Source organism: Pseudomonas cavernicola (genome assembly GCF_003596405.1).
Classification (GTDB): domain Bacteria; phylum Pseudomonadota; class Gammaproteobacteria; order Pseudomonadales; family Pseudomonadaceae; genus Aquipseudomonas; species Aquipseudomonas cavernicola.
In genome coordinates this window covers 937,316-957,613 of sequence record NZ_QYUR01000002.1, presented here as the reverse complement: position 1 = coordinate 957,613, position 20,298 = coordinate 937,316, and the positions used below count along the sequence as shown (strand labels likewise).

16 protein-coding genes and 1 tRNA gene are annotated in these 20,298 nt (G+C 57.9%); 4 read left to right on the top strand and 13 right to left on the bottom strand.

Annotated features, from left to right (window positions below; all coding sequences use genetic code 11):
• Positions 1 to 31: 31 nt before the first annotated feature.
• A complete protein-coding gene (locus tag D3879_RS04815) occupies positions 32 to 1,405 on the bottom strand; it encodes a DUF1329 domain-containing protein (RefSeq protein WP_119952937.1) in 1,374 nt (457 codons plus the stop codon).
• Positions 1,406 to 1,432: 27 nt separating this feature from the next.
• The gene (locus D3879_RS04810; protein ID WP_119952936.1) at positions 1,433 to 3,205 is read right to left on the bottom strand and encodes a DUF1302 domain-containing protein; all 1,773 of its coding nucleotides are present in this window, start codon (positions 3,203 to 3,205) and stop codon (positions 1,433 to 1,435) included.
• 381 nt (positions 3,206 to 3,586) lie between these two features.
• Here D3879_RS04810 and D3879_RS04805 point away from each other — a divergent pair, with 381 nt between their 5' ends.
• Positions 3,587 to 4,480, top strand: a complete 894-nt coding sequence (locus tag D3879_RS04805; RefSeq protein ID WP_119952935.1) for a TauD/TfdA dioxygenase family protein — start codon at positions 3,587 to 3,589, stop codon at positions 4,478 to 4,480.
• A gap of 459 nt (positions 4,481 to 4,939) precedes the next feature.
• Here the strand turns inward: D3879_RS04805 and D3879_RS04800 are convergent, their stop codons facing one another.
• Positions 4,940 to 5,848: a LysR family transcriptional regulator gene (locus tag D3879_RS04800; protein WP_119952934.1), complete on the bottom strand. Its 909-nt coding sequence runs from the start codon at positions 5,846 to 5,848 to the stop codon at positions 4,940 to 4,942.
• Positions 5,849 to 6,043: 195 nt separating this feature from the next.
• Between D3879_RS04800 and D3879_RS04795 the strand changes: the two genes are divergently transcribed.
• Positions 6,044 to 7,225, top strand: coding sequence for an acyl-CoA dehydrogenase (locus D3879_RS04795; protein WP_119952933.1), 1,182 nt, complete (start codon positions 6,044 to 6,046; stop codon positions 7,223 to 7,225).
• 195 nt (positions 7,226 to 7,420) lie between these two features.
• The gene (locus D3879_RS04790) at positions 7,421 to 8,644 is read left to right on the top strand and encodes a CaiB/BaiF CoA transferase family protein (RefSeq protein ID WP_119952932.1); all 1,224 of its coding nucleotides are present in this window, start codon (positions 7,421 to 7,423) and stop codon (positions 8,642 to 8,644) included.
• 115 nt (positions 8,645 to 8,759) lie between these two features.
• On the opposite strand, the gene D3879_RS04785 is transcribed toward D3879_RS04790, so the two are convergent.
• From D3879_RS04785 to D3879_RS04740, 10 genes are all read right to left on the bottom strand, one after another.
• Positions 8,760 to 10,052 carry a glycosyltransferase gene (locus D3879_RS04785; RefSeq protein ID WP_119954889.1) on the bottom strand — a complete coding sequence of 431 codons (1,293 nt, stop codon included), beginning with the start codon at positions 10,050 to 10,052 and terminating at the stop codon, positions 8,760 to 8,762.
• Positions 10,053 to 10,749: 697 nt separating this feature from the next.
• Entirely contained in the window at positions 10,750 to 11,118 is a 369-nt protein-coding gene (locus D3879_RS04780) for a hypothetical protein (RefSeq protein WP_119952931.1), read from the bottom strand.
• 105 nt (positions 11,119 to 11,223) lie between these two features.
• On the bottom strand, positions 11,224 to 11,709 hold the full coding sequence (locus tag D3879_RS04775) for a hypothetical protein (protein WP_119952930.1): 486 nt from the start codon (positions 11,707 to 11,709) through the stop codon (positions 11,224 to 11,226).
• A gap of 90 nt (positions 11,710 to 11,799) precedes the next feature.
• Positions 11,800 to 12,504 (bottom strand): endonuclease/exonuclease/phosphatase family protein, encoded by a 705-nt coding sequence (locus D3879_RS04770; RefSeq protein WP_119952929.1) that lies wholly within the window; start codon positions 12,502 to 12,504, stop codon positions 11,800 to 11,802.
• Between the two features lie 378 nt (positions 12,505 to 12,882).
• Complete coding sequence (locus tag D3879_RS04765) at positions 12,883 to 13,890, bottom strand: hypothetical protein (RefSeq protein ID WP_119952928.1); 1,008 nt, start codon at positions 13,888 to 13,890, stop codon at positions 12,883 to 12,885.
• Positions 13,891 to 14,021: 131 nt separating this feature from the next.
• Positions 14,022 to 14,663, bottom strand: a complete 642-nt coding sequence (locus D3879_RS04760) for a helix-turn-helix domain-containing protein (RefSeq protein WP_119952927.1) — start codon at positions 14,661 to 14,663, stop codon at positions 14,022 to 14,024.
• A 5-nt stretch (positions 14,664 to 14,668) separates the two neighbouring features.
• Positions 14,669 to 15,103 (bottom strand): hypothetical protein, encoded by a 435-nt coding sequence (locus D3879_RS04755; protein WP_119952926.1) that lies wholly within the window; start codon positions 15,101 to 15,103, stop codon positions 14,669 to 14,671.
• Positions 15,104 to 15,275: 172 nt separating this feature from the next.
• Positions 15,276 to 15,893 (bottom strand): recombinase family protein, encoded by a 618-nt coding sequence (locus D3879_RS04750; protein WP_119952925.1) that lies wholly within the window; start codon positions 15,891 to 15,893, stop codon positions 15,276 to 15,278.
• A gap of 411 nt (positions 15,894 to 16,304) precedes the next feature.
• On the bottom strand, positions 16,305 to 18,137 hold the full coding sequence (locus tag D3879_RS04745; protein ID WP_119952924.1) for a site-specific integrase: 1,833 nt from the start codon (positions 18,135 to 18,137) through the stop codon (positions 16,305 to 16,307).
• A gap of 110 nt (positions 18,138 to 18,247) precedes the next feature.
• Positions 18,248 to 18,324: transfer RNA gene (locus D3879_RS04740), tRNA-Arg, on the bottom strand.
• A 375-nt stretch (positions 18,325 to 18,699) separates the two neighbouring features.
• On the opposite strand from D3879_RS04740, the gene gabD reads away from it, so the two are divergent.
• A complete protein-coding gene (gabD, locus tag D3879_RS04735) occupies positions 18,700 to 20,142 on the top strand; it encodes an NADP-dependent succinate-semialdehyde dehydrogenase (protein ID WP_119952923.1) in 1,443 nt (480 codons plus the stop codon).
• Positions 20,143 to 20,298: the final 156 nt, after the last annotated feature.

The window sequence follows — 20,298 nt, the reverse complement described above, 5'->3', positions numbered from 1 at the left end:
GCATTGTGTTGAGCGGGTAGCACGGCGGGGGTTAGCGAACCCCGGAGTTACGCAGGGCGGCGGGGGTGTAGTCGGCGCTGCTGGCCTGGAAGCCGAACTCGAAGCCGCGCTTCTCCTCGTTCTTCAGACCCAGGGCGATGTACCGCCCGGCGATCACGTCATACAGCGTCTCGACGGTATAGCCGGCCAGTTGCTGGGCGTAGTTGAATTGGCTATGCCCTTCGGCCACGCGCCAGAGTTGCCCGCGACCGTCGTAGTGGTCGGCCAGGGCGACTTGCCAGCTGTCCTCGTCGACATAGAGATGGCGCTTGGCATAGATATGCCGTTCGCCCGGTTTCACCGTGGCTTCCACTTCCCAGACGCGGTGCAGCTCGTAACGGGTCAGGTCCTGGTTGATATGCCCGGGCTTGAGGATGTCGGCGTACTTCAGGGTCGGCTGGTCCAGATGCAGGCTGTTGTAGGGGATGTACATCTCCTTCTTGCCGATCAGTTTCCAGTCGTAGCGATCCGGCGCGCCGGAGAACATGTCGAAGTTGTCCGCGGTACGCAGGCCGTCGGCAGCGGTGCCCGGGCCGTCGTAGGCGACCTGCGGGGCACGGCGTACGCGGCGTTGGCCGGCGTTGTAGACCCAGGCCAGGCGCGGCTCCTTCACCTGGTCGATGGTTTCGTGCACCAGCAACACGTTACCTGCCAGCCGCGAGGGCGCCAGGACCTTCTGTTTGAAGAACAGCAGGACGTTGCTGGCCTTTGCCGGGTCCAGGCCATTCACCGTCTGCGGGAAGGCCACTTCGTCCTCGAACTGCACCAGGGCGTAGGAGCCATTTACCTGCGGTGTGGCCTGGATAATGTGGCGCCGTACGTTCTGCCCGCGGTAGCGGGTGATGTGGTTCCACACCACTTCGACGCCAGTCTTCGGGATCGGAAAGGCATAGGTGCGGCAATCCTGGTAGTTCTCCAGGCCGTTGCCGCCGTCGATGGCTTTCACCGTGGTCGCGCAACGTTTGATCGCCTCATACACCGAGGGGCTGTGTGCGATGCTGCGGTGGGTCTTGTAGACCGGGATCTTGTAGGTGCTGGCGTAGCGCTTGAACATCGCCAATTGGCCGGGCGACAGCTTGTCCTTGTACTGCTCGACGTTGGCCGCGGTGATGGTGAACAGCGGCTTCTCGCTGGCGAAGGGGTCGGCGAGGAAGCCGTTGGCGTCCACCGTGGCCGCGTTGGTCGGCAGGCCGCCGGTCCACTCGGGAATGCTGCCGTCGGCATTGCCGGCTTTCTCCGCGCCCAGCGGAGTCAGGGTGGTGCCGAGCTTGGCGGCTTCCTCGGCGGAAACCGCGGCCATCACGCTGCCAGCCAGAAGGGACAGGGCCATGGCGGCGCCAAATTGCATGAATTGTTTTGTTTTCATTGTTCGAGTCCTTGTGCGGGGCGGCGCTTAGAAGTTCAAGCCGAAGCTGAGGGCAACGAAATCCCGGTCGGTGATAACGCTGTAATCGCCACCGAAGAAGTCGGTGTAACTCAGGCTGGCGGTGTACATGTTCTGGTACTCGGCATTCAGGCCGAGGCTGATGGCTTTGGAGCCTTCGGTGAAGTTCGGCCCGTAACCGTCGACGTCATGCGACCAGGCCACGCTCGGCGTCAGGTTGATCCCGGCGATCACGTTGCTGTAGTCCAGGCTGGCGCGTGCGCGGTAGCCCCATGAGCCGCTGGTGAAGAAGCCCTTGTCGTTGCATTCCTGCGGGTTGGCGGCGTTGAGGGCGCGGCAGGTAGGTTGCGAGGACAGCTGCCCCGAGCCGAAGATCGGGTCGCGGCCGAAGCGCAGCTCGCCGACATCGTCGCTGATGCCGTTGATATGGTTGTAACCCACCTCGCCGACCAGGGTCAGACGGCTGGCGCCTAGCACTCGGTCAATGAACTGCACTGCGGTGACCTGCGCCTGGGTGACCCCGCGGCGATCGTAGCCGTGGATATCGCTGCCAGCGGTGTTCCGCGCATTACCGGATTGGAACACCGGCGATAACGGCAGGCCGAGGGCCGCAAAGGACAGGTCAGTGGAGTTGATCTGCAACGGCATGTTCGGCCGGTAGCTGACCTCGCCGGACAGCGCCGTGCCGCCGACGTTGGTCTGGAAGCTCAGGCCATAGAGGCGGATGTCCTCCGGGTACTCGATAAAATAACGAGCATTCGGCGCGCCAGGGATAAGGGCCGCGCTAGGGGTGGTGGTACGGATGGTGCTGAACACCGGGCTGCGGCTGTGGTAGTTCATTGCATAGGCGCCGAACTCGGTGTCGTTCAGTTCCTCTGCGAGCCAGCGCAGGGCCAGGCCGTACTGGCCGCTGTCTCGCGCATCGCGGTCGCCGGCACGCGGAATAAAGAGGTTGTTGCCAGTAGCCGGGCCGGTGTTGTTCGACTGGCCGGGTGGCAGGTCATTACCGGCAACCACCAGGCGATCCGTGCAGCCATCGGCGACCACATCGGAGGTGGAGAAGAAGGTACCGCAGTTATCCACCACGGTCTGGTCCCACTCCAGTTGATAGAAGGCCTCGGCGCTCACTGTGTCGGTCAGGCTCTGCGACAGGTAGAGCATATTGACCGGGATCAGGCCTTCCTTGATCTCCGCGCCGGGGCGGCGGAAGGCGGCCACGTCGATCGGGTTGATCGAGTTGATGCTGTTGCCGATAAAGGTGCTCTCGCCCCAGCTGACCACCTGCTTGCCGACGCGGACGCTGCCGGGCAGCTCGCCGATGCTGTAGTTGTGATAGACGAAAGCATCGAGAAGCTGCGAACCGGCAGACTGTGCGCCCTCCTTGCGGTTGTGGTCATCGATGTCGTAGAACTGGCGGTGCTCGTCCTTCAGCTCGAAGTCGTACCAGTACTTGCCACGCAGGAACACCCCGGTGTCGCCGTACTTCAGCTCCAGGTCGTGGATGCCCTTGAAGATCTTCGAGAAGGTTTCACCCTTCTTGAAGTTCAGGCGGCCGTCGTCGGAGGTTCGCGAGGACGCTTTACCGCCGCTGACCTGGGAGATGAAATCCGGGTCGGCGCTGCGTGTCGACCAACTGGCCCCCACCGACAGCTGCGAATCGAACTGCGCTTCGATCTCCCCGATATTGAAAGTAATGGCGTAAGCCTGGGCGCTGCTGCCCAAGGCAACGGCGGCGGCCAGCACGTGCGGCCGGAAGATTCCGCGCATTGTTCTTGTTGTCATGCGGCTCTCCTGAGGAGGATTGGGTGAGCTGTCATCCTAATCAGCCGAAAGGCTGCCCATAACTGCCTTAAGGGGCGATTTCACCTATCACCCAGGTGGGTGATAAGCGCGCACAAATGCGCCCTGCAAGCGTCTCGTTCGCCGCATATGCCGCGTGGTTTCGCACGGGCGCCGGCTTTTGTTTCAAGGCTGATACCTAGGGTTACAACAGGCTTTTTGTGGGTGCGGGGCTTGCCCACGATTCGGCGGTAGGCAGAACATCGCACTGGAAGTCAGCGTATGAGGCCTGATTGGCAGGGAGGACTATCTTTGCCTGAAACGATCAGCGCACTGGGTCACGACAATTCCAACAAGCAAATCCAATAAGAAGAGGCACAGAGCATGTCCGAGTTTTTCTACACCCTGGCCAGCAATAACCACGCGGCGAAGTACCGTCATCTGCAGGTAGCCCCGGCGGCCGGCTCGCTCGGTGCGGATGTCACTGGCGTCGATCTCAACCGTTTGAGCGAGGCTGGCTTCGTCGAGTTGCGCCAGGCGCTGCTGAGCCATCAGGTGCTGTTTATCCGCGAGCAGAATCTCAGCGTCGAGCAGCTGGAGGCGGTCACCCTGCAACTCGGTGAATTCGGCCGCGAGCCCTTCGTCGAAACCATGCCGGATCACCCCCACGTGATCCATGTGGTCAAGGAGGCCGACGAGAAAGCGCCATTCGTATTCGGTGGCGCCTGGCACACCGACTGGTCGTTCCAGGCACGGCCACCGGCTTTCACCCTGCTCTATGGCGCGGATATTCCGCCCTACGGTGGCGATACCCTCTACGCCAATCTGTGCCTGGCCTATGACTGGCTGTCGCCGAAGATGAAGGAAATCTGCGAAGGCCTGAATGCCCTGCACAGCCCCGAGCGCGGCTATGGCCCGGCGGCGCGGCACAACGACCTGCTGGAAAACATGACGGTGCGTTATGGCAACGTCGACGCCGAACTGCGCGCCCATCCGCTGATCACCCGGCATCCGGAAACCGGCCGTAAGGTGCTGTTCGTCAACCCGACCTACACCGTCGGCATCGAGGGTCTGCGCCCGGACGAAGCACAGCCGATCCTCGATTACCTGTTCGCCATGCCCACTGCGCCGGCCTTCACCTGCCGCATGCGCTGGAGCAAGGGCACGCTGGCGATCTGGGATAACCGCTGCACCTGGCACAACCCAATCGCCGACTACCACGGCAGCCGGCGTGAGATGTACCGCACCACGGTGGTAGGTGAAGCGCCTAGCCGTTGAGATTCAAAGGCCGCTTAAAAACGTCGGGGGATAACGCTCTTTTGTCCACCAGCGCAGCAGCCTGGATACCCATGGGGGAAAACCGCTTTGCGGATTTTCTACCCTACGCAACAGAGTCAGCCGTTGCCGGGCGAATTGGCAAACGCAAGGTTGGTGCTGAGCCGCAGGCGATGCCCAACAACCGGCCTGCAAGGCCGGGCGGCTGAGCGTGAGATCGAGAACTGGGAGTCGCGGGCGACTCCTTGTTGGGCATCACTGCGCTCAGCGCCAACCTACTTCAGCGCCAACCAACTTCAGCACCAGCCTACGGGCGCAACCTGCGCTGGGACCATGCCTGATATCGCGATTGCAGTGACTCGCCCGAAAGGGCGGAACCCGGACTATCCGCCCGCAAGGCAATGAAGAATGACTCTGGACCATGAGCCAGCCGCGGGGGATGACGGCTCATTCGGCGTTTCCTTAGGCCCGTCCGGCCTCAGTGCGGTACTGCCGCGCCTCTTCCACCAGCCAGTCACGGAAGGCGCGCAATGCCGCCGACTCGACTTTGCGCTCGGGGATGATCAGGTAGTAGGCCTTGTCGCTCAGGCAGGCGTGATCCAGCGCCACCACCAGCCGCCCTTCGGCCAGCTCGCGCTGGATCAGGAAGGGCGGAATCAGCGCGATGCCCATCTCGTGCATCGCCGCCTGGGCCAGCATGGAAAACAGCTCATAGCGCGGCCCGGTCATGTCGCGCGGTACGTTCAGGCCGAGCGAGTTGAACCACTGGCGCCAGGCGTAGGGGCGAGTGCTCTGTTGCAGCAGCGGCAGGCCGGCGATGGCCTCGGCCGTCAACTGGCGACCGGCCGGGATAAGCTGCGGGCTGCACACCGGCAGCGGGTTTTCCGGCATGAGAAAGTGCGACTCGGTACCCGACCAGTCGGCATCGCCGAAATACACCGCGGCATCGAACTCGGTGTCGGCGAACAGAAAGGGCCGGGTGCGGTTGGTCAGGTTGACCGTGACCTCCGGATGCAGCGCCTGGAAGTGCTTGAGCCGCGGCAGCAGCCACTGGGTGCCGAAGGTCGGCACGATGGCCAGCTCCAGGCTGCCGGCGCCATGCTGGCCCATCACCGAGAGCGTGTCGCGCTCCACGGCATCTAACTGCGCGGCCACCCGTCGGCTGTAAGAGAGCCCCGCCTCGGTCAGCTTGACCCCGCGCCGCGAACGCCGGAATAACGCGATGCCGAGGAATTCTTCGAGGCCGGCGATTTGCCGACAGATGGCGCTTTGGGTCAGCGAGAGTTCTTCGGCGGCCTTGGTAAAGCTCTGGTGACGGGCGGCGGCCTCGAAGCTGACCAGGGCGGTGGTACTGGGGATTTTACGACGCATGCGATTCTCTTATGCGTTAGATGCACATTAAAACCAGTTGGTATGGCTTTCGACTTCGTTTCGGAATGAGAAATTAGCACAACACTGTGCAAAATCCTCGTTTGCCCGATTCGGCCTAGGCTGACTAGGATTAATCTATTCGCCAGCCCATCGCTGGGCGTCAGCAACCGCAACGAACGATTGAGGAATCCGCATATGGCCGGTAAAGCAAGCTTCAACTGGGAAGATCCACTGTTGCTGGATCAGCAACTGACCGCAGAGGAACGCATGGTGCGTGACAGCGCCCAGCAATTCGCCCAGGACAAGTTGGCCCCGCGCGTGCTGGAAGCCTTCCGCCATGAGCAGACCGACCCGGCGATCTTCCGCGAAATGGGCGAAATCGGCCTGCTCGGCGCGACCATTCCGGAAGCCTACGGCGGCAGCGGCCTCAACTACGTCAGCTACGGCTTGATCGCCCGTGAGGTCGAGCGGGTCGATTCCGGCTACCGCTCGATGATGAGCGTGCAGTCCTCCCTGGTAATGGTGCCGATCAACGAATTCGGTACCGAGGCGACCAAGCAGAAGTATCTGCCCAAGTTGGCCAGTGGCGAGTGGATCGGCTGCTTCGGTCTGACCGAGCCGGATCACGGCTCCGACCCGGGCTCGATGATCACCCGGGCGAAGAAAGTCGACGGCGGCTATCGCCTGTCCGGCAGCAAGATGTGGATTACCAACAGCCCGATCGCCGATGTTTTCGTGGTCTGGGCCAAGGACGATGCCGGCGACATTCGTGGCTTTGTTTTGGAAAAAGGCTGGGCTGGGCTCAGCGCGCCAGTGATCCACGGTAAGGTCGGCCTGCGCGCCTCGATCACCGGCGAGATCGTGATGGACAACGTGTTCGTCCCGGAAGAGAACATCTTCCCGGAAGTGCGCGGTCTGAAAGGCCCGTTCACCTGCCTCAACTCCGCGCGATACGGCATCTCCTGGGGCGCACTGGGCGCCGCCGAGTTCTGCTGGCACACCGCGCGCCAGTACACCCTCGATCGCAAGCAGTTCGGTCGCCCACTGGCAGCGAATCAGCTGATCCAGAAGAAGCTGGCGGACATGCAGACCGAAATCACCATGGCCCTGCAAGGTTGCCTGCGTCTCGGCCGCATGAAGGACGAAGGCACCGCCGCGGTGGAAATCACCTCGATCATGAAGCGCAACTCCTGCGGCAAATCGCTGGATATCGCCCGCATGGCCCGTGACATGCTCGGCGGTAACGGCATCTCCGATGAGTTCGGCGTCGCCCGTCACCTGGTGAACCTGGAAGTGGTGAATACCTACGAGGGGACCCACGACGTGCATGCGCTGATCCTCGGTCGTGCGCAGACTGGCATTCAGGCGTTTTTCTGAAGCACGCTCCCCTCGCCCATTCATGGGAGAGGGGCTGGGGGAGAGGGTATCTCTGGCATCCATTCTTACCCTCTCCCTGACCCTCTCCCGTAAACGGGAGAGGGAACTGCATGGACGATGCTGTTTCGTCCCCCTGAGCAACGTCGATCGGTGGATGGATAAAGCGCCATCCACCCTACAAAGGAACCTGTTCCGATGCCTGGCGCCCTATCCCACCTGCGTGTACTCGACCTTTCCCGCGTCCTCGCCGGCCCCTGGGCCGGGCAGATTCTGGCTGACCTCGGCGCCGAGGTGATCAAGATCGAGCGCCCCGGCAACGGTGATGACACCCGCGCCTGGGGCCCTCCCTTCCTCAAAGATGCCAACGGCGAGAACACCAGCGAAGCGGCCTACTACCTCTCGGCCAACCGCAACAAACAGTCGGTCACCGTCGACTTCACCCAGCCGGAAGGCCAGCGCATCGTCCGCGAGCTGGCGGCCAAGTCGGACATCCTGCTGGAGAACTTCAAGGTCGGCGGCCTGGCCGCCTATGGCCTCGACTACGCCTCGCTGAAAGCCATCAACCCGCGTCTGATTTATTGCTCGATCACTGGTTTCGGCCAGTACGGGCCGTATGCCAAACGCGCTGGTTACGACTTTATGATCCAAGGTCTCGGCGGCCTGATGAGCCTGACCGGGCGCCCAGACGATGAAGCGGGTGCCGGCCCGGTCAAGGTCGGCGTGGCGCTGACCGATATTCTCACCGGCCTCTACTCGACCGTCGCCGTCCTCGCCGCGCTGGCGCACCGTGAGCAAGGTGGCAGCGGTCAACATATCGACATGGCCCTGCTCGACGTACAGGTCGCCTGCCTGGCCAACCAGGCGATGAACTACCTGACCACCGGCACGCCGCCCCGGCGCCTTGGCAACGCGCACCCGAATATCGTGCCGTACCAGGATTTCCCCACGGCGGATGGCGATTTCATCCTCACCGTGGGTAACGACGGCCAATTCCGCAAATTCTGCGAAGTCGCCGAGCACCCGGAGTGGGCGGACGATCCGCGTTTCGCGACCAATAAGCAGCGGGTGGCGAATCGCGCGGTGCTGATTCCGCTGATCCGTCAGGCCACGGTGTTCAAAACCACCGGCGAATGGGTGACGGCGCTGGAGCAGGCGGGTGTGCCTTGCGGGCCGATCAATGACCTGGCGCAAATGTTCGCCGACCCGCAAGTGCAGGCGCGCGGCCTGCGCGTCGAGCTGCCTCACGCGTTGGGCGGCACGGTGCCGCAGGTGGCCAGCCCTATCCGCCTTTCAGAGACCCCGGTGCAGTACCGCAACGCTCCACCACTACTGGGCGAGCATACCGTTGAGGTGTTGCAGAAGGTCTTGGGGCTAGACGCCGCGCAGGTCGAAGCATTGCGTCAGGCGGGCGTGGTTTAACCCGGCGGCAACAACCGGCGGCAACGAAAAGGCCCAGGTGAAAACCTGGGGCCTTTTTCTATGATTTAGCAATATCCAACAGCCTCTGTTGTCTACGTGGCGGTCGTTGGGTATTTCACCCCCAGTTGCGCCGATTCTTCGCCTCGATCCACTGCGCCATGTATTGGGTACTTTTGTGCTGATGGTGACGCAACATGGCGCCGGTGAAATTGTTCAACCGATGTTCGGCCAGGTTCGCCCGACACTCTGCTATGCGCGCCAGCAAGGCCGTGGCAAAGCTTTTGCGCTCATAGCGGGCGGCCAGTAGTGTCCAGCCCTTGGCTTGCGCCTGTTGCCAGTGGGCCTGGTCTTCATGCAGGCGTACGGCGGCGAGGGCGATTTCGCTGGCGTTATTGGCCACGCTGCCGGCCCAGGGCAGGTCGCCACGCATACCTTCTTCACCAATCGGGGTGGTCACGTTGGGAGTGCCACAGAGCATGGCGTCGGCGATCTTGCCCTTGATCCCGGCGCCGAAACGCAGCGGCGCCAGGCACACGCGTGCGGCGGCCATCACCTGCAAGGCGTCCTCCGCCCAGTTCATGATGTGGAAGCCCTGCGCGGCGTTGTGCAGGGCGCTGGCTTTCGGTGGTGTGTAGGCGCCATAGATATGCAACTGGGCTTTCGGCAGATGCTGGCGGATCAGTGGCCAGATGCTGTTTTTCAGCCACAGCACGGCATCCCAGTTCGGCGCGTGGCGGAAGTTGCCGATGCTGATGAAGTGCGCGCGCTGGGCAAACTCGGGTACTTGCCGCGGCGTGCTGTCGAGCAGCAGCGGGCAATGCAGCAGCAGCGCCGCGGGCAGCTGAAAGTGCTGGCAGAGCAGGTCAATTTCCGCATCTGAAATCATCAGGCTCAAGTCCGAGCGATAAATCGCGGCTATCTCCCGTTGCGCGCTGTCAGTGCCGGCCATGCGCTGAAACAGTTGCTGCTGGCTCAAGGCAAACAAATCGGCAAAATCATCCACATCGCCAGTCGCCAGGCGTTCTTTCAATGCCTGCTGGCGGGCATCGCGCAGGCTTTGCAGGTCGGAGGTTTCGAGGACGCGCAGGGCCTGCGGGCAGTGCTTCTCCACCCGCCAGCCAAATTGCTCTTCCATCATGAAACGATCGAATAACACCACGTCCGGGTTCAGTTCGCGGACGAAGCTATCGAAGCTGCTGTTGTTCAGTTCGATGGGCTGTTCGCGAATGCCTAGCGCGCCCAGGTCGGCCTTGTGCTCGCCCTCTGTGGCCGGGCTGCTGAAGGTGACCTGCCAGCCTTGCTCAAGAAAACACTCGAGCAGTTGCAGCATGTGCCCGCCCGCCGCCGAAGAGCGCGGCTCGGGCCAGACGTAACCGATGACCAGTAGTTTGCTTGCCGCTGGCGGCATGGGCTGGCTCACAAGCGTGATTCCTTGAACGGGCGAGGGTGAATGACGCGGCAGGCGGGCTGCGCGGTGGGTGCAATTATGCGCGATGCGCGGGCTGTCGGGGCTACCCGTGGTGCGTCAGCCCTAGCCGCAGATCCCCCTCGCCTTGGGGAAATAGTCCAGTCTGGGAGGTCAGAGACGTTGATCTCAGGTGTAGCTACGACTGGACATATGGAAAACAAAAAGGCCCCAGGTTTTCACCTGAGGCCTTGTCGTATTTGGTGCACCAGGCGGGATTCGAACCCACGACCGGTAGAGCACCCTATTTCCGGGGCTTTCAAAGCTGGTTTGGCGCCAGTGTCACACCTTGATAGGGCTGGTTGATGGCCCACTAGACTTTATCCGGCGAACCCACGCTTATGCAAGGAAAGCTCAGGACTGTGGACTCTCCAGCCCATACCTCAGCCCATACACTGTAGATGGGTGAAAAAAACGGCACTGCCAGCGAGTCACCCGACGGCCCTTTACGGTCGTTCACCGTCGGGAGCTACCTGCCTTCGTCCATAAGCGACTGGCCCCCGTTGCGCGAACTACAGCGTGGCCAGGGCGATAACGCCCAGCACAGGCCGAATATACGAATGCAACCGCACTGACGACAGGGTTGGAAGAACTTTGCTCACTACTTGTGGGGAGAGTCCATATACCGATTGTTAGGCTGCTACCACTCTAATGATTGAGAGCTCGCTTCTGAGTTTTTTTGGTACATCATGAAAATTGTAGTGTAGTTGCACATATCCAAACCACTTTGGCAGTAGTCTTTAATAACGCGATCCATTACTTTTCTATCAGTAGCCTTGGTGGCTGATTTGAAAGCGGTTAGGTTTTTATTTTCCATCATTCGAAGCGTTGTGTTCTGGCACATGTCAAGGCCGCTCTCGCAATAGTCATGTTGCACCCTGGCCTTGATGTAACTTATGACTGTTTCTTTCTGGCTTTCAGATCCGTCAAATTCCATGGGGTGAATGAATTCAGCAGATACTGCATTGGTTGAGATAAAGAATGGTAAAGCTAAAATTAACCACTTCATGTTTTTACCTTATATTGCGGCGATAGAGTTCTAGGCCTTGCGCCTGAGTTAAGGGGCCTGCTTTAGCAGATACCAGCGCCCGAAGGGCGCGTCTTCAACGACTTGTTAGGCCGCTTTAATATGGTTAACAACATTGTGGTATTGCTCAACGAAAGCCGAATATTTTTCCTCTAATTCCTTCCTTTCCGGCTGAGCAGATGGATTAGTTGTTTTTTCTGCCGCTAGTATTTTCCCGTACTGAGAAATATCTCGGATTGCCTGCATTAGATTTTTGTAACGCCTAAACTTACCCGCGAAGTCATCTATTTGACTTGCCAATGAAGTAATTTTTATTCTGTCTATTTCTTTGTAAGAGCCAACTTCCTCAACGAAAATACCAACTGACTCTTCCAGCGCATACAGGCGCTCTAACTCCTTGGACAGAATCTTCATTCGAACCTCTTTCTTCGATGAAAGAAGATGCATTACGAAATTACCAAACATGGTAAATACACTGCCAACAACAGCACCCGCCAAGCCTATTAACGCAACCTGTATATCAGTCTGAGAGACAATCTTTTGCACTATAAGATTAACTGTCGCTTCATCCATCTGACTTTTCCTAAGTGAGGCCTAACGATTAAGCTAAAGGGCACGCGTCAGCGTGTCCCAGTGAGCGAAGCGAACGATTTGAGCGACTTGTTAGCAGGCAATTGTGAATATAACTGGGGCATGGTCGCTGAACTCCAGCCAAGGGTTGTGACTACCCACTGTTATCGTATCTTTCTGTGGATTAAACATGCCTTCAGAGGCAAACGCAAAGTCTATGTGATATGCCTTTTTTAGATTTCTTTGGAGGTATAGGGTCGGGGCGGATTCGGAACCTTGCTCTTCACCTGTAGCCAAATGGTAAAGACTCTGCATGTTTACGGCATCTAGTTCTCTGACAACGTCACTGTGATTCCACCAACGATCCCATACATCCCAGATTTTGTTGCTATTGAGGTCACCGCACAACACCGTGCTGCCTGCGGCCATTTTCTCTTTGTGTAATTCTAGGTACTTCCAAAGCTGGCCAATGTAGCGAAATGTTGGTGAGTTGGCCTGTTTTGTCCACACCCCGATCATGTTGAACTGATTGTTGACCCTGACAGGCAAAAACAACTGGAGACTATTGTCTTTCCAGTCTAGGCGTTGAATTTCTACGCCATTTTTTGCAAATATGCCTATACCTTTGTTCTTGTTATCGCCATACCAAAGGTAACTACCAGCCCAATTTCTGTATTCCCCTTTCGTATGTTCTGGATTCTCGCACTCTTGAATTACATACAGGTCTGCCTGAAACCTCTCAATTTCTTGATACTTCTTGCGGAATGCACCGTTACAATTCCATGTGAGGATCTTCATCTTTGCCTGCTAACTATAAATAGACGCCTAATGGTGTGATAAGGCTTTTACGGGCGTGGTGGATAACATTCCTTGTCCTCTTGGTTTCCCTGTCTAGAAAGGGCGTTACAGCGGCTCGGGGACGGCATAAGGGAGTTATACATCTGCGTGAGGCCGGTCGTGTGTTCCAGCTTTTGCGGAGATTCTGGGCACAACGCTACTACAGCACGAAATGCTTGGCTATCGCCGGCTTGTGGCCGATCTCAGCCTGTCACGTTGGATGCAATCAGGTGGTCAGACAAGATGCAAAACCCCTGGAAAAGCCCATGCTCTCCTGCGCTCACGGAAGCCCCCGTGAGCGCGTATAAGGCGAGAAAGAGCAAATTACTCATCATCCCCCTAGTTTTCCCGAATCGCCTTGTGGAAAGCCTTGTTGAAGGCCTCCTGCTTACCGAACAAGGAACTCCGGAGATTGGTATAGATAGCGCGCCCGCCAGCAGTCGCAATCTCTGAGGCCCGGTGCGGATTGGCTCCCTTGCCGTGGTTGGTGGCGTGGAGTTGATTGAGAAGCCGGATGATCCTGTCCTTCGTGATTTTGGATTCTTTCACCACATACTTGGCAACGTCGGCGACCTTCCTTGGAGCTTCAAGCATCACTGCCTTGTTCCTGCCGTGATGCGTGTATTCAGGAGCCAGGGCCTTTTTAAGCGCCTCTGAGGCTCGCTCTAACATTTCGGCTGGAATGCAAAGGGCTCCATGAATATGCAGCTTGTGCAGCGTTTTAGCTTGCTTCGGGGCGAACTCAAGAACAAAGGCAATCTGATCAGCCGGAACTCCGACAGACTCAAGCGCTCGTTTGATTTTGTCAGCCAGCCAATCACTTGGGCCGCGTGGCGCTGCCAAAGCTTTTTCACCAATGGAAGGATCAAGCCGGATGGTGAAGAACTGTGCTCCGGGTTGGCTGAGCAGGTACGAGAGCTTGAAGAAATGCTTCACGTCGGCAGGCAGGTCATCCCACTCAGGTAGGTCGTCTACCTGGGGAGGATTGAGGATGATTACCTCTCCCCAATACCTCGTTCTTAGCCAATCCCTAGCAAGCTTTTGTTGGAAGTGAGTAAAGGGAGAATTACTAATAGCTCCAAAATCAGTGCTCAGGATTCCCGTGATTATGGCCAGAGTCCACGCCTCCTGCGGGGCCTGGAGCTTCACTGTTCTCTTCCGCGTCGTGCCAAATTTGTAAGATTCCGCGAGACTCGACGATGGGGAGTCTGAGGCCGCGCTCTTTTCTTCCAGTGATAGAGGTTCGCGCTCGGCTGCTTTTTCCGTGGCAAACCGCCCGATCTCCTCCGGGAGAAGCGGCCTTTGCAGGCCGGGAAGTTCGAGGGGCGGTTTCTTATGTTCTGTCATGGTGAGTGCTCTATACCGCCCCTGGTCGATTTTCAAAAATTGGTGGCGCTCGATGCGGCCAGGGGGAAGGCTTCTGTTCGTGATTCCTAAGACTTTGACAACTGCATGGTCATCACCTGGTCATCGTGGTGTCAGCCTTCGACTACGATGTCGTCGTCAACCGCGCACAAAGTTTGGTGTTCTCTTCTCTCAGCCAACCAGCGCAGGGTTTCTTGTTCGTCACTGACTCCGGCGAGGTTTCCGTTCAGCTCGGCGTCCTGGAGTCGCTGCTCTGCCCGCAGAACTGCAACGTCGTGGTCTGTCATGATGTGAATCTGAAGCTCCGGCAGTTCTTCGACTGTTAACGCCTGCTCAAGCTTGTCCAGAGGAAGGGCTTGACGGCCAACCTGCTGTGTAAGTTTTAGTGTGGTTGCGCATGCAGCCAAGGCTCGACATACGATAGGAGCATTGTCCGGAGTCACCTCTAAAGCCTCGACAGCCTGTGCGAGCTTATTCCTCATCAAACGGTTGAGCGACAAGTCGTCGAGCACCAGCGAAGCGGCAGTCTGCTGAACAGCATCTAGGGCAAAGGCGTTGTGTAGGAGGTCTTCTCTGGCCTTCTCTATCAGCGCTTGTGTGGCAGCACCAGCAACAGCACCGTGTCGCTTTAGTAGTCGTTGCGTGGTGCTCAGGCTGATGTTGAGACGATCCGCTATGGCCGGCAAGGTGTAGCCGGCCTCACGCAAGATAACTGCCTGGGCAGATTGGTCAGGTGTCTTTCTTATGCCGGCCATTTCCGTTACTCGTCGTCTTCGATGATGGTGAGAATGCGCGGCTTCGGTGGCAGTCCGGCAAGAATCAGCAGCTCATTTTCCAGTTGCGGCCAGTTATTCTTGACGTTGATATAGGGGGCGCCGGATAGCTGGGTGATTTCTTTTAAGCTAAATGGGGCTATATCAGTAATTGTCCGGCCACTTGCTGTAAGTGCTTCAATTGAGGCTGCAATGATTTGTTTGCGGGTGTTGGCGCGTTGTCGAATACCAACTCCGGGTTGGTTTTTGCAGCGGCGCTTAGATTGGATGCTGTGGGTGCGGCAGAAATGGTAAACGGCGTCTTTTGTCCAGCGGGAACCGTCAGAGCGGGGTGCGTATTTGTTGAGGTGATCTGCTAGGCGAGCATAACTCCCGTTATCAGATTCCATGAACTCGCTTGCGGTTTTCTCGGTATGAGGCATTTGTATTTTCCTTATAACGTCGGTTGGTAAAAAGTTGTTTGTTCATCGCGGTCTCTCTCGTGTGGTTATGGTTAAGTTTGAAGGCAGTGGTTAATATTCAGCAGCCAATATTTTACCGTGTTTATGTGTTTTGCGTCTAGAAAGTAATTGACTTTTTATTATGTGTAAGGATTTAAGGCATTGCCGCAGCCTTAACTCGATAAACAGTAGCCACGCCACACCCTGCTAACTTGGCTACTTGCTCGACAGACAACTCCGGGTGTTTCGCCATGATGGCTTTTACTTCATCCCAGGCGTTAGATTTTCCCCGTGAGGGGATTGCCTCCCCACGTTCGCGGCGGCGGGCAAGGCCCTGTTTGATTCGATCAACTCTCTTGTCTTGATCGAGGCGAGCCATCGTTGCCATCAGGTCAATCAGCATGTCGTTGATAACCTGCATGATCTGGCCTGTGATGCCCTTATCGTCAATGAGCTGGTGAGAGGTCGGGAGGTCAGCCACAACCAAGCGTAAGCCCTTCGCTCTGATGGTTGTTTTGAGCTGGTGCCACTCATCCTGAGAAAGACGGCTGAGCCGGTCGACAGACTCCACCAGCAGCACGTCACCTTGGCTAGCATCACTGAGCAGTTGTTGAAGCTCTGGGCGGTCTAGCTTGGTGCCGCTGATATTTTCGCTGTAGATATTGGTAATGGTCAGTTTGTGCTCAGCGGCGAAGTCTTCAAGCAGGGCTTTGGCTCGCAGGCTGTCTTGTTCCTTCGTCGATGCTCTCAGGTAGATACGTGCATTGCTCATGGGTGCCATCCTATCAAGTTTGTTTGAAGTCGATAGGCAGATGATATTTCTATCATGTGGCATGTGTCTACAGGAAAGATGATAGGCGCGGGAAGATTTTTCCCGACCTCTCAGGTTGGTATAGGCATCTGAGAGGGGCTGGCGCTGAGTTGAAAAGCGGATTGTTCTAATTGGTTAGCTGCGTTGAGCCAGGCTCTTTGCTGTCGCCTAGTAAGCCATACAGAAAGGCAAAGCCCGCCTAGCTGCAAGCCGTTCAGTAAATCTGTTGAAATCAGCTTGGTGAACGGCGCTATCTCGGGCCTCTGAAACGAAAAACCCCCGGAAAAATATCTTCCGAGGGTATTTGCTTTGCGGGCCTTGCGCTACGGGGCTTTCGCTCAACTCATCAACAGATTAAGCCAACGGCTAGCCCTAGCTGGCGGGGTGGAGTGATGGATTAAGGCCGTGCCTATCACGATGCTCCTGAATGCATGGCTTCAGTATGTGCCCCAGCCGCGCCTCAAAGTCAGCATAGGTAATGCCTGAGAGGTCTATGGGGAACTTCACTGTGTGCAGCGCTCTGTGCAGTGTTGAGAGCCAGAACCCTGAGCCGTAATCATCCGACTGGTTCTTGTTCTTTGCCGCGTGTCCCGTTAATACAGTGATGAGCGGCAATGCCTCATCGCTAGTATTCCGAAGCAGATCAATAAAGGTATGTCGGAAAGCGTGAAATTTCTTGCCGTCGGGCTTGCCATCAGGGAGGCGCTTGCGAATTCCGATGCTATGGAAGTAGCCCCCATACTTTGTGCTGGGGCTTGGCATCCTGGTGAAGAAGGTGGTTGCGATTCCGCCCCAGCCCTTGATCTTCTGGTAGGTGAGCCCGTCTGAGAATAGGTTTTTTCGACCTTCTCTTTGAGCTTGCGCCACAAAATCCAGGAATCCGATTTTGATCAGTTCGTTATGGATAGGGATGAATCGACTGCTGTGATTGTTTTTCAGCGATTTCGAGCCTTCCTCAACAAGCTGAGCAAACCAGATTTCTGTATCCGCCTCTTGAGCAATGTCGGTTGTTTCGAGCTGGCAGAGTTCATTGAGCCGCCCTCCAGTAAAGAGACCAAGCAGCGGAAGCCAGAATTGGTAGGGGAAGACGAGATTGGCTGAACCGCTATCTGTTCCTGTGTAGAGATAGCCGGAGAAAATTGCGTGCAGCTCTTCTTTGGAAAACGGCCTGTCTTTTGGAGCGATACGCCCGGTCTCACTGCTGACTGATGGAGCTTCAGTTTTGGCCGGGTCGATGTGTGTGTAGCCTTTGGCGTAAGCGAACTTATGCAGCACGCGAAGCCGGATGATCATCTTCTGAATAGTTGGCCCGCTAATCAGGTCGTCCCTTGGAGAGGCAAGGACTGATTCAATAGGTGAATCAGGTGGCGGAATATTTTTGCCGGGAAGGGCTTTGACCTGCTGAGTAAGTAGATACAGCTGATTGATGTCGTCTAGCGATAGTGAACCAAACGGCCTGTTACCGCTCAGGATGGTAAGCCTGCGGGCGTGTCCCTGTTCGTCAGTGTGGGCGCTGGGGGATTTTTTTCTATTCAGGCGCTTGTCAGACTCACGCAGAAGCAACCAAAGCTCATACAGCGTAGGGCCTGGAGGTTGCGATGCTGACGGCGCTGTGCCCTGTGCTGGTGCTGCTACGGTTGCGCCCGGACTACCGAGCCGCTGCCGCACCAGCTCATCTAGGAGGCTCGGTAGCAGCTTCCGGAGCCTTGGCACTGGGATGCCGTTACCCGCCTTAAAAAGCTGGTCTGCGAGCGCTTTTCGGTCCTCTGGAATACTCCGCTTGGCATTGCCAGTCAGCACTTCAGCGATAGCACTCCAACGTTGCTGCTGATCGATTTTTTGCCATTCTTCGTCTGTAAGCGCTGAGCTGGCTTTCTGCTCAGGCTCAGCCGGACTACTCGACCAAGCGCCTAAAGGCTCACCCCGACCAGCCTGCTCAATCTCCTCCATGAACAGTTCGTAGTCTTCATCAGTCGGCTCGTAATCGTTTTGGTCTACCACGCCCAGCACCTTGTCAAAAGCAGTTTCGAAGCGTGCAGCGTATTGCCGCGCACGGCGAAGCGCTAGCCGTAGGCTATCGGTTTTCAGGGAGCGGCGGATTTCGCGTTGCAAGCCGAATGCAGAGCGCAACGGCTTTGGGATTACTACGCGAAAGTAGTAGGTTCCGTGGCGATTAAGAGTGAGGAAAGCGGGTTGGGCTGGCATGGTCGGCACCGTTGCGATGCCCCACCTAAAAGCACTACACAGTGCCCCACTTAGCCTTTCAAACCCGGTGTTTGTCGGGAAATCTATACCCGACAAGCAGTTACAGAAAATGGTGCACCAGGCGGGATTCGAACCCACGACCCCTGCCTTCGGAGGGCAGTACTCTATCCAGCTGAGCTACTGGTGCGATGCGGGCGCCATGATACGCATCTCGTTGGCAGGCGTCCATGCCAGGGAGACTTGTTCGTGATATTGAACGAAAGTACTAGGCTTGCCTGCTAGTGATCAGAAAAGCGTCACTCTTAATCGGATTTCGTTAATTTTTTTGAACGGGCTATTGCCCTTTGCCTGTCACGACCCTAGGATTCGTTTGAGATTTCGAACGCCTTCGACGCGAACACGGGCATACCGGACTCAGCGGTCTGCGCCTTGTTCCAATTGCCGCCGTCAGGGCTCAGTCGGTACGACGGTCATCCACTATTTCTGACTGCAGCTGTCTAAGCTGGGTCGAGTCACAACAATTTTGCCCGGTGCCTGTGTGTCGGGGGTAAAGGAGACGGCTATGCAACTCAAAGACGCCCAACTGTTCCGCCAGCAAGCCTATATCGACGGCGCCTGGGTGGACGCGGACAACGGCCAGACCATCAAGGTCAACAACCCGGCCACCAACGAGATCATCGGCACTGTGCCGAAAATGGGTGCTGTGGAAACCCGCCGCGCCATCGAAGCCGCCGACAAGGCCCTGCCGGCCTGGCGTGCGCTGACCGCCAAGGACCGCGCCAACAAGCTGCGCCGTTGGTTCGAGCTGTTGATCGAAAACCAGGACGACCTCGGCCGCCTGATGACCCTGGAACAGGGCAAGCCGCTGGCCGAAGCCAAGGGCGAGATCGTCTACGCCGCCTCCTTCATCGAGTGGTTCGCCGAGGAAGCCAAGCGCATCTATGGCGACGTGATTCCCGGCCACCAACCGGACAAGCGCTTGATCGTGATCAAGCAACCGATCGGCGTGACCGCGGCGATCACCCCGTGGAACTTCCCGGCGGCGATGATCACCCGTAAAGCCGGCCCGGCCCTGGCCGCCGGCTGCACCATGGTGATCAAGCCGGCCAGCCAGACACCGTTCTCGGCCTTGGCGCTGGTCGAGCTGGCGCACCGTGCCGGTATCCCGAAAGGCGTGCTCAGCGTGGTCACCGGCAGTGCCGGCGACATCGGTGGCGAGCTGACCAGCAACCCGATCGTGCGCAAGCTGTCCTTCACCGGTTCGACCGAGATCGGTCGCCAGCTGATGGCCGAATGCGCCAAGGACATCAAGAAAATCTCGCTGGAGCTGGGCGGCAACGCGCCGTTCATCGTGTTCGACGATGCCGACCTGGATGCCGCGGTCGACGGCGCGCTGGCCTCCAAGTACCGCAACGCCGGCCAGACCTGCGTGTGCGCCAACCGCCTGTATGTGCAGGACGGCGTGTACGACGCCTTCGCCGAGAAGCTGAAAACCGCGGTGGCCAAGCTGAAGATCGGCAACGGTCTGGACGACGGCATCACCACCGGCCCGTTGATCGACGAGAAGGCCGTGGCCAAGGTCCAGGAACATATCGCCGACGCCGTGAGCAAGGGCGCCAGCGTGGTCGCCGGCGGCAACAGCCTGGGCGGCAACTTCTTCGAACCGACCATCCTGCTCAACGTGCCGAACAACGCGGCGGTGGCCAAGGAAGAGACCTTCGGCCCGCTGGCGCCGCTGTTCCGCTTCAAGGACGAGGCCGAAGTGATCGCCATGTCCAACGACACCGAGTTCGGCTTGGCGTCCTACTTCTATGCCCGCGACCTCGGCCGGGTGTTCCGTGTGGCCGAGGCGCTGGAGTACGGCATCGTCGGCATCAACACCGGGATCATCTCCACCGAAGTGGCGCCGTTCGGCGGCATCAAGGCTTCGGGCCTGGGCCGTGAGGGTTCCAAGTACGGTATCGAAGACTACCTGGAAATCAAATACCTCTGCCTCGGCATCTAGTAGCTACTGCGCATCGGTGATGCTGCGTTGGCGGGTTCGGGAAAAATGCTCATTGGCTACAGCCAACTCCGCTTTTTCCCGAACCCGCCGCCTTGCCTGACCTTCGCTCGCTACACTACTGGTCCTTTGGTACCCAGAAAGAAAAGTAATAACGCA

Excerpts from the sequence above, each read along its gene's own strand:
- D3879_RS04815 (WP_119952937.1), bottom strand. The coding sequence starts at position 1,405 with ATGAAAACAAAACAATTCATGCAATTTGGCGCCGCCATGGCCCTGTCC.
- D3879_RS04810 (WP_119952936.1), bottom strand. The coding sequence starts at position 3,205 with ATGACAACAAGAACAATGCGCGGAATCTTCCGGCCGCACGTGCTGGCC.
- D3879_RS04805 (WP_119952935.1), top strand. The coding sequence starts at position 3,587 with ATGTCCGAGTTTTTCTACACCCTGGCCAGCAATAACCACGCGGCGAAG.
- D3879_RS04800 (WP_119952934.1), bottom strand. The coding sequence starts at position 5,848 with ATGCGTCGTAAAATCCCCAGTACCACCGCCCTGGTCAGCTTCGAGGCC.
- D3879_RS04795 (WP_119952933.1), top strand. The coding sequence starts at position 6,044 with ATGGCCGGTAAAGCAAGCTTCAACTGGGAAGATCCACTGTTGCTGGAT.
- D3879_RS04790 (WP_119952932.1), top strand. The coding sequence starts at position 7,421 with ATGCCTGGCGCCCTATCCCACCTGCGTGTACTCGACCTTTCCCGCGTC.
- D3879_RS04785 (WP_119954889.1), bottom strand. The coding sequence starts at position 10,052 with ATGCCGCCAGCGGCAAGCAAACTACTGGTCATCGGTTACGTCTGGCCC.
- D3879_RS04780 (WP_119952931.1), bottom strand. The coding sequence starts at position 11,118 with ATGAAGTGGTTAATTTTAGCTTTACCATTCTTTATCTCAACCAATGCA.
- D3879_RS04775 (WP_119952930.1), bottom strand. The coding sequence starts at position 11,709 with ATGGATGAAGCGACAGTTAATCTTATAGTGCAAAAGATTGTCTCTCAG.
- D3879_RS04770 (WP_119952929.1), bottom strand. The coding sequence starts at position 12,504 with ATGAAGATCCTCACATGGAATTGTAACGGTGCATTCCGCAAGAAGTAT.
- D3879_RS04765 (WP_119952928.1), bottom strand. The coding sequence starts at position 13,890 with ATGACAGAACATAAGAAACCGCCCCTCGAACTTCCCGGCCTGCAAAGG.
- D3879_RS04760 (WP_119952927.1), bottom strand. The coding sequence starts at position 14,663 with ATGGCCGGCATAAGAAAGACACCTGACCAATCTGCCCAGGCAGTTATC.
- D3879_RS04755 (WP_119952926.1), bottom strand. The coding sequence starts at position 15,103 with ATGCCTCATACCGAGAAAACCGCAAGCGAGTTCATGGAATCTGATAAC.
- D3879_RS04750 (WP_119952925.1), bottom strand. The coding sequence starts at position 15,893 with ATGAGCAATGCACGTATCTACCTGAGAGCATCGACGAAGGAACAAGAC.
- D3879_RS04745 (WP_119952924.1), bottom strand. The coding sequence starts at position 18,137 with ATGCCAGCCCAACCCGCTTTCCTCACTCTTAATCGCCACGGAACCTAC.
- gabD (WP_119952923.1), top strand. The coding sequence starts at position 18,700 with ATGCAACTCAAAGACGCCCAACTGTTCCGCCAGCAAGCCTATATCGAC.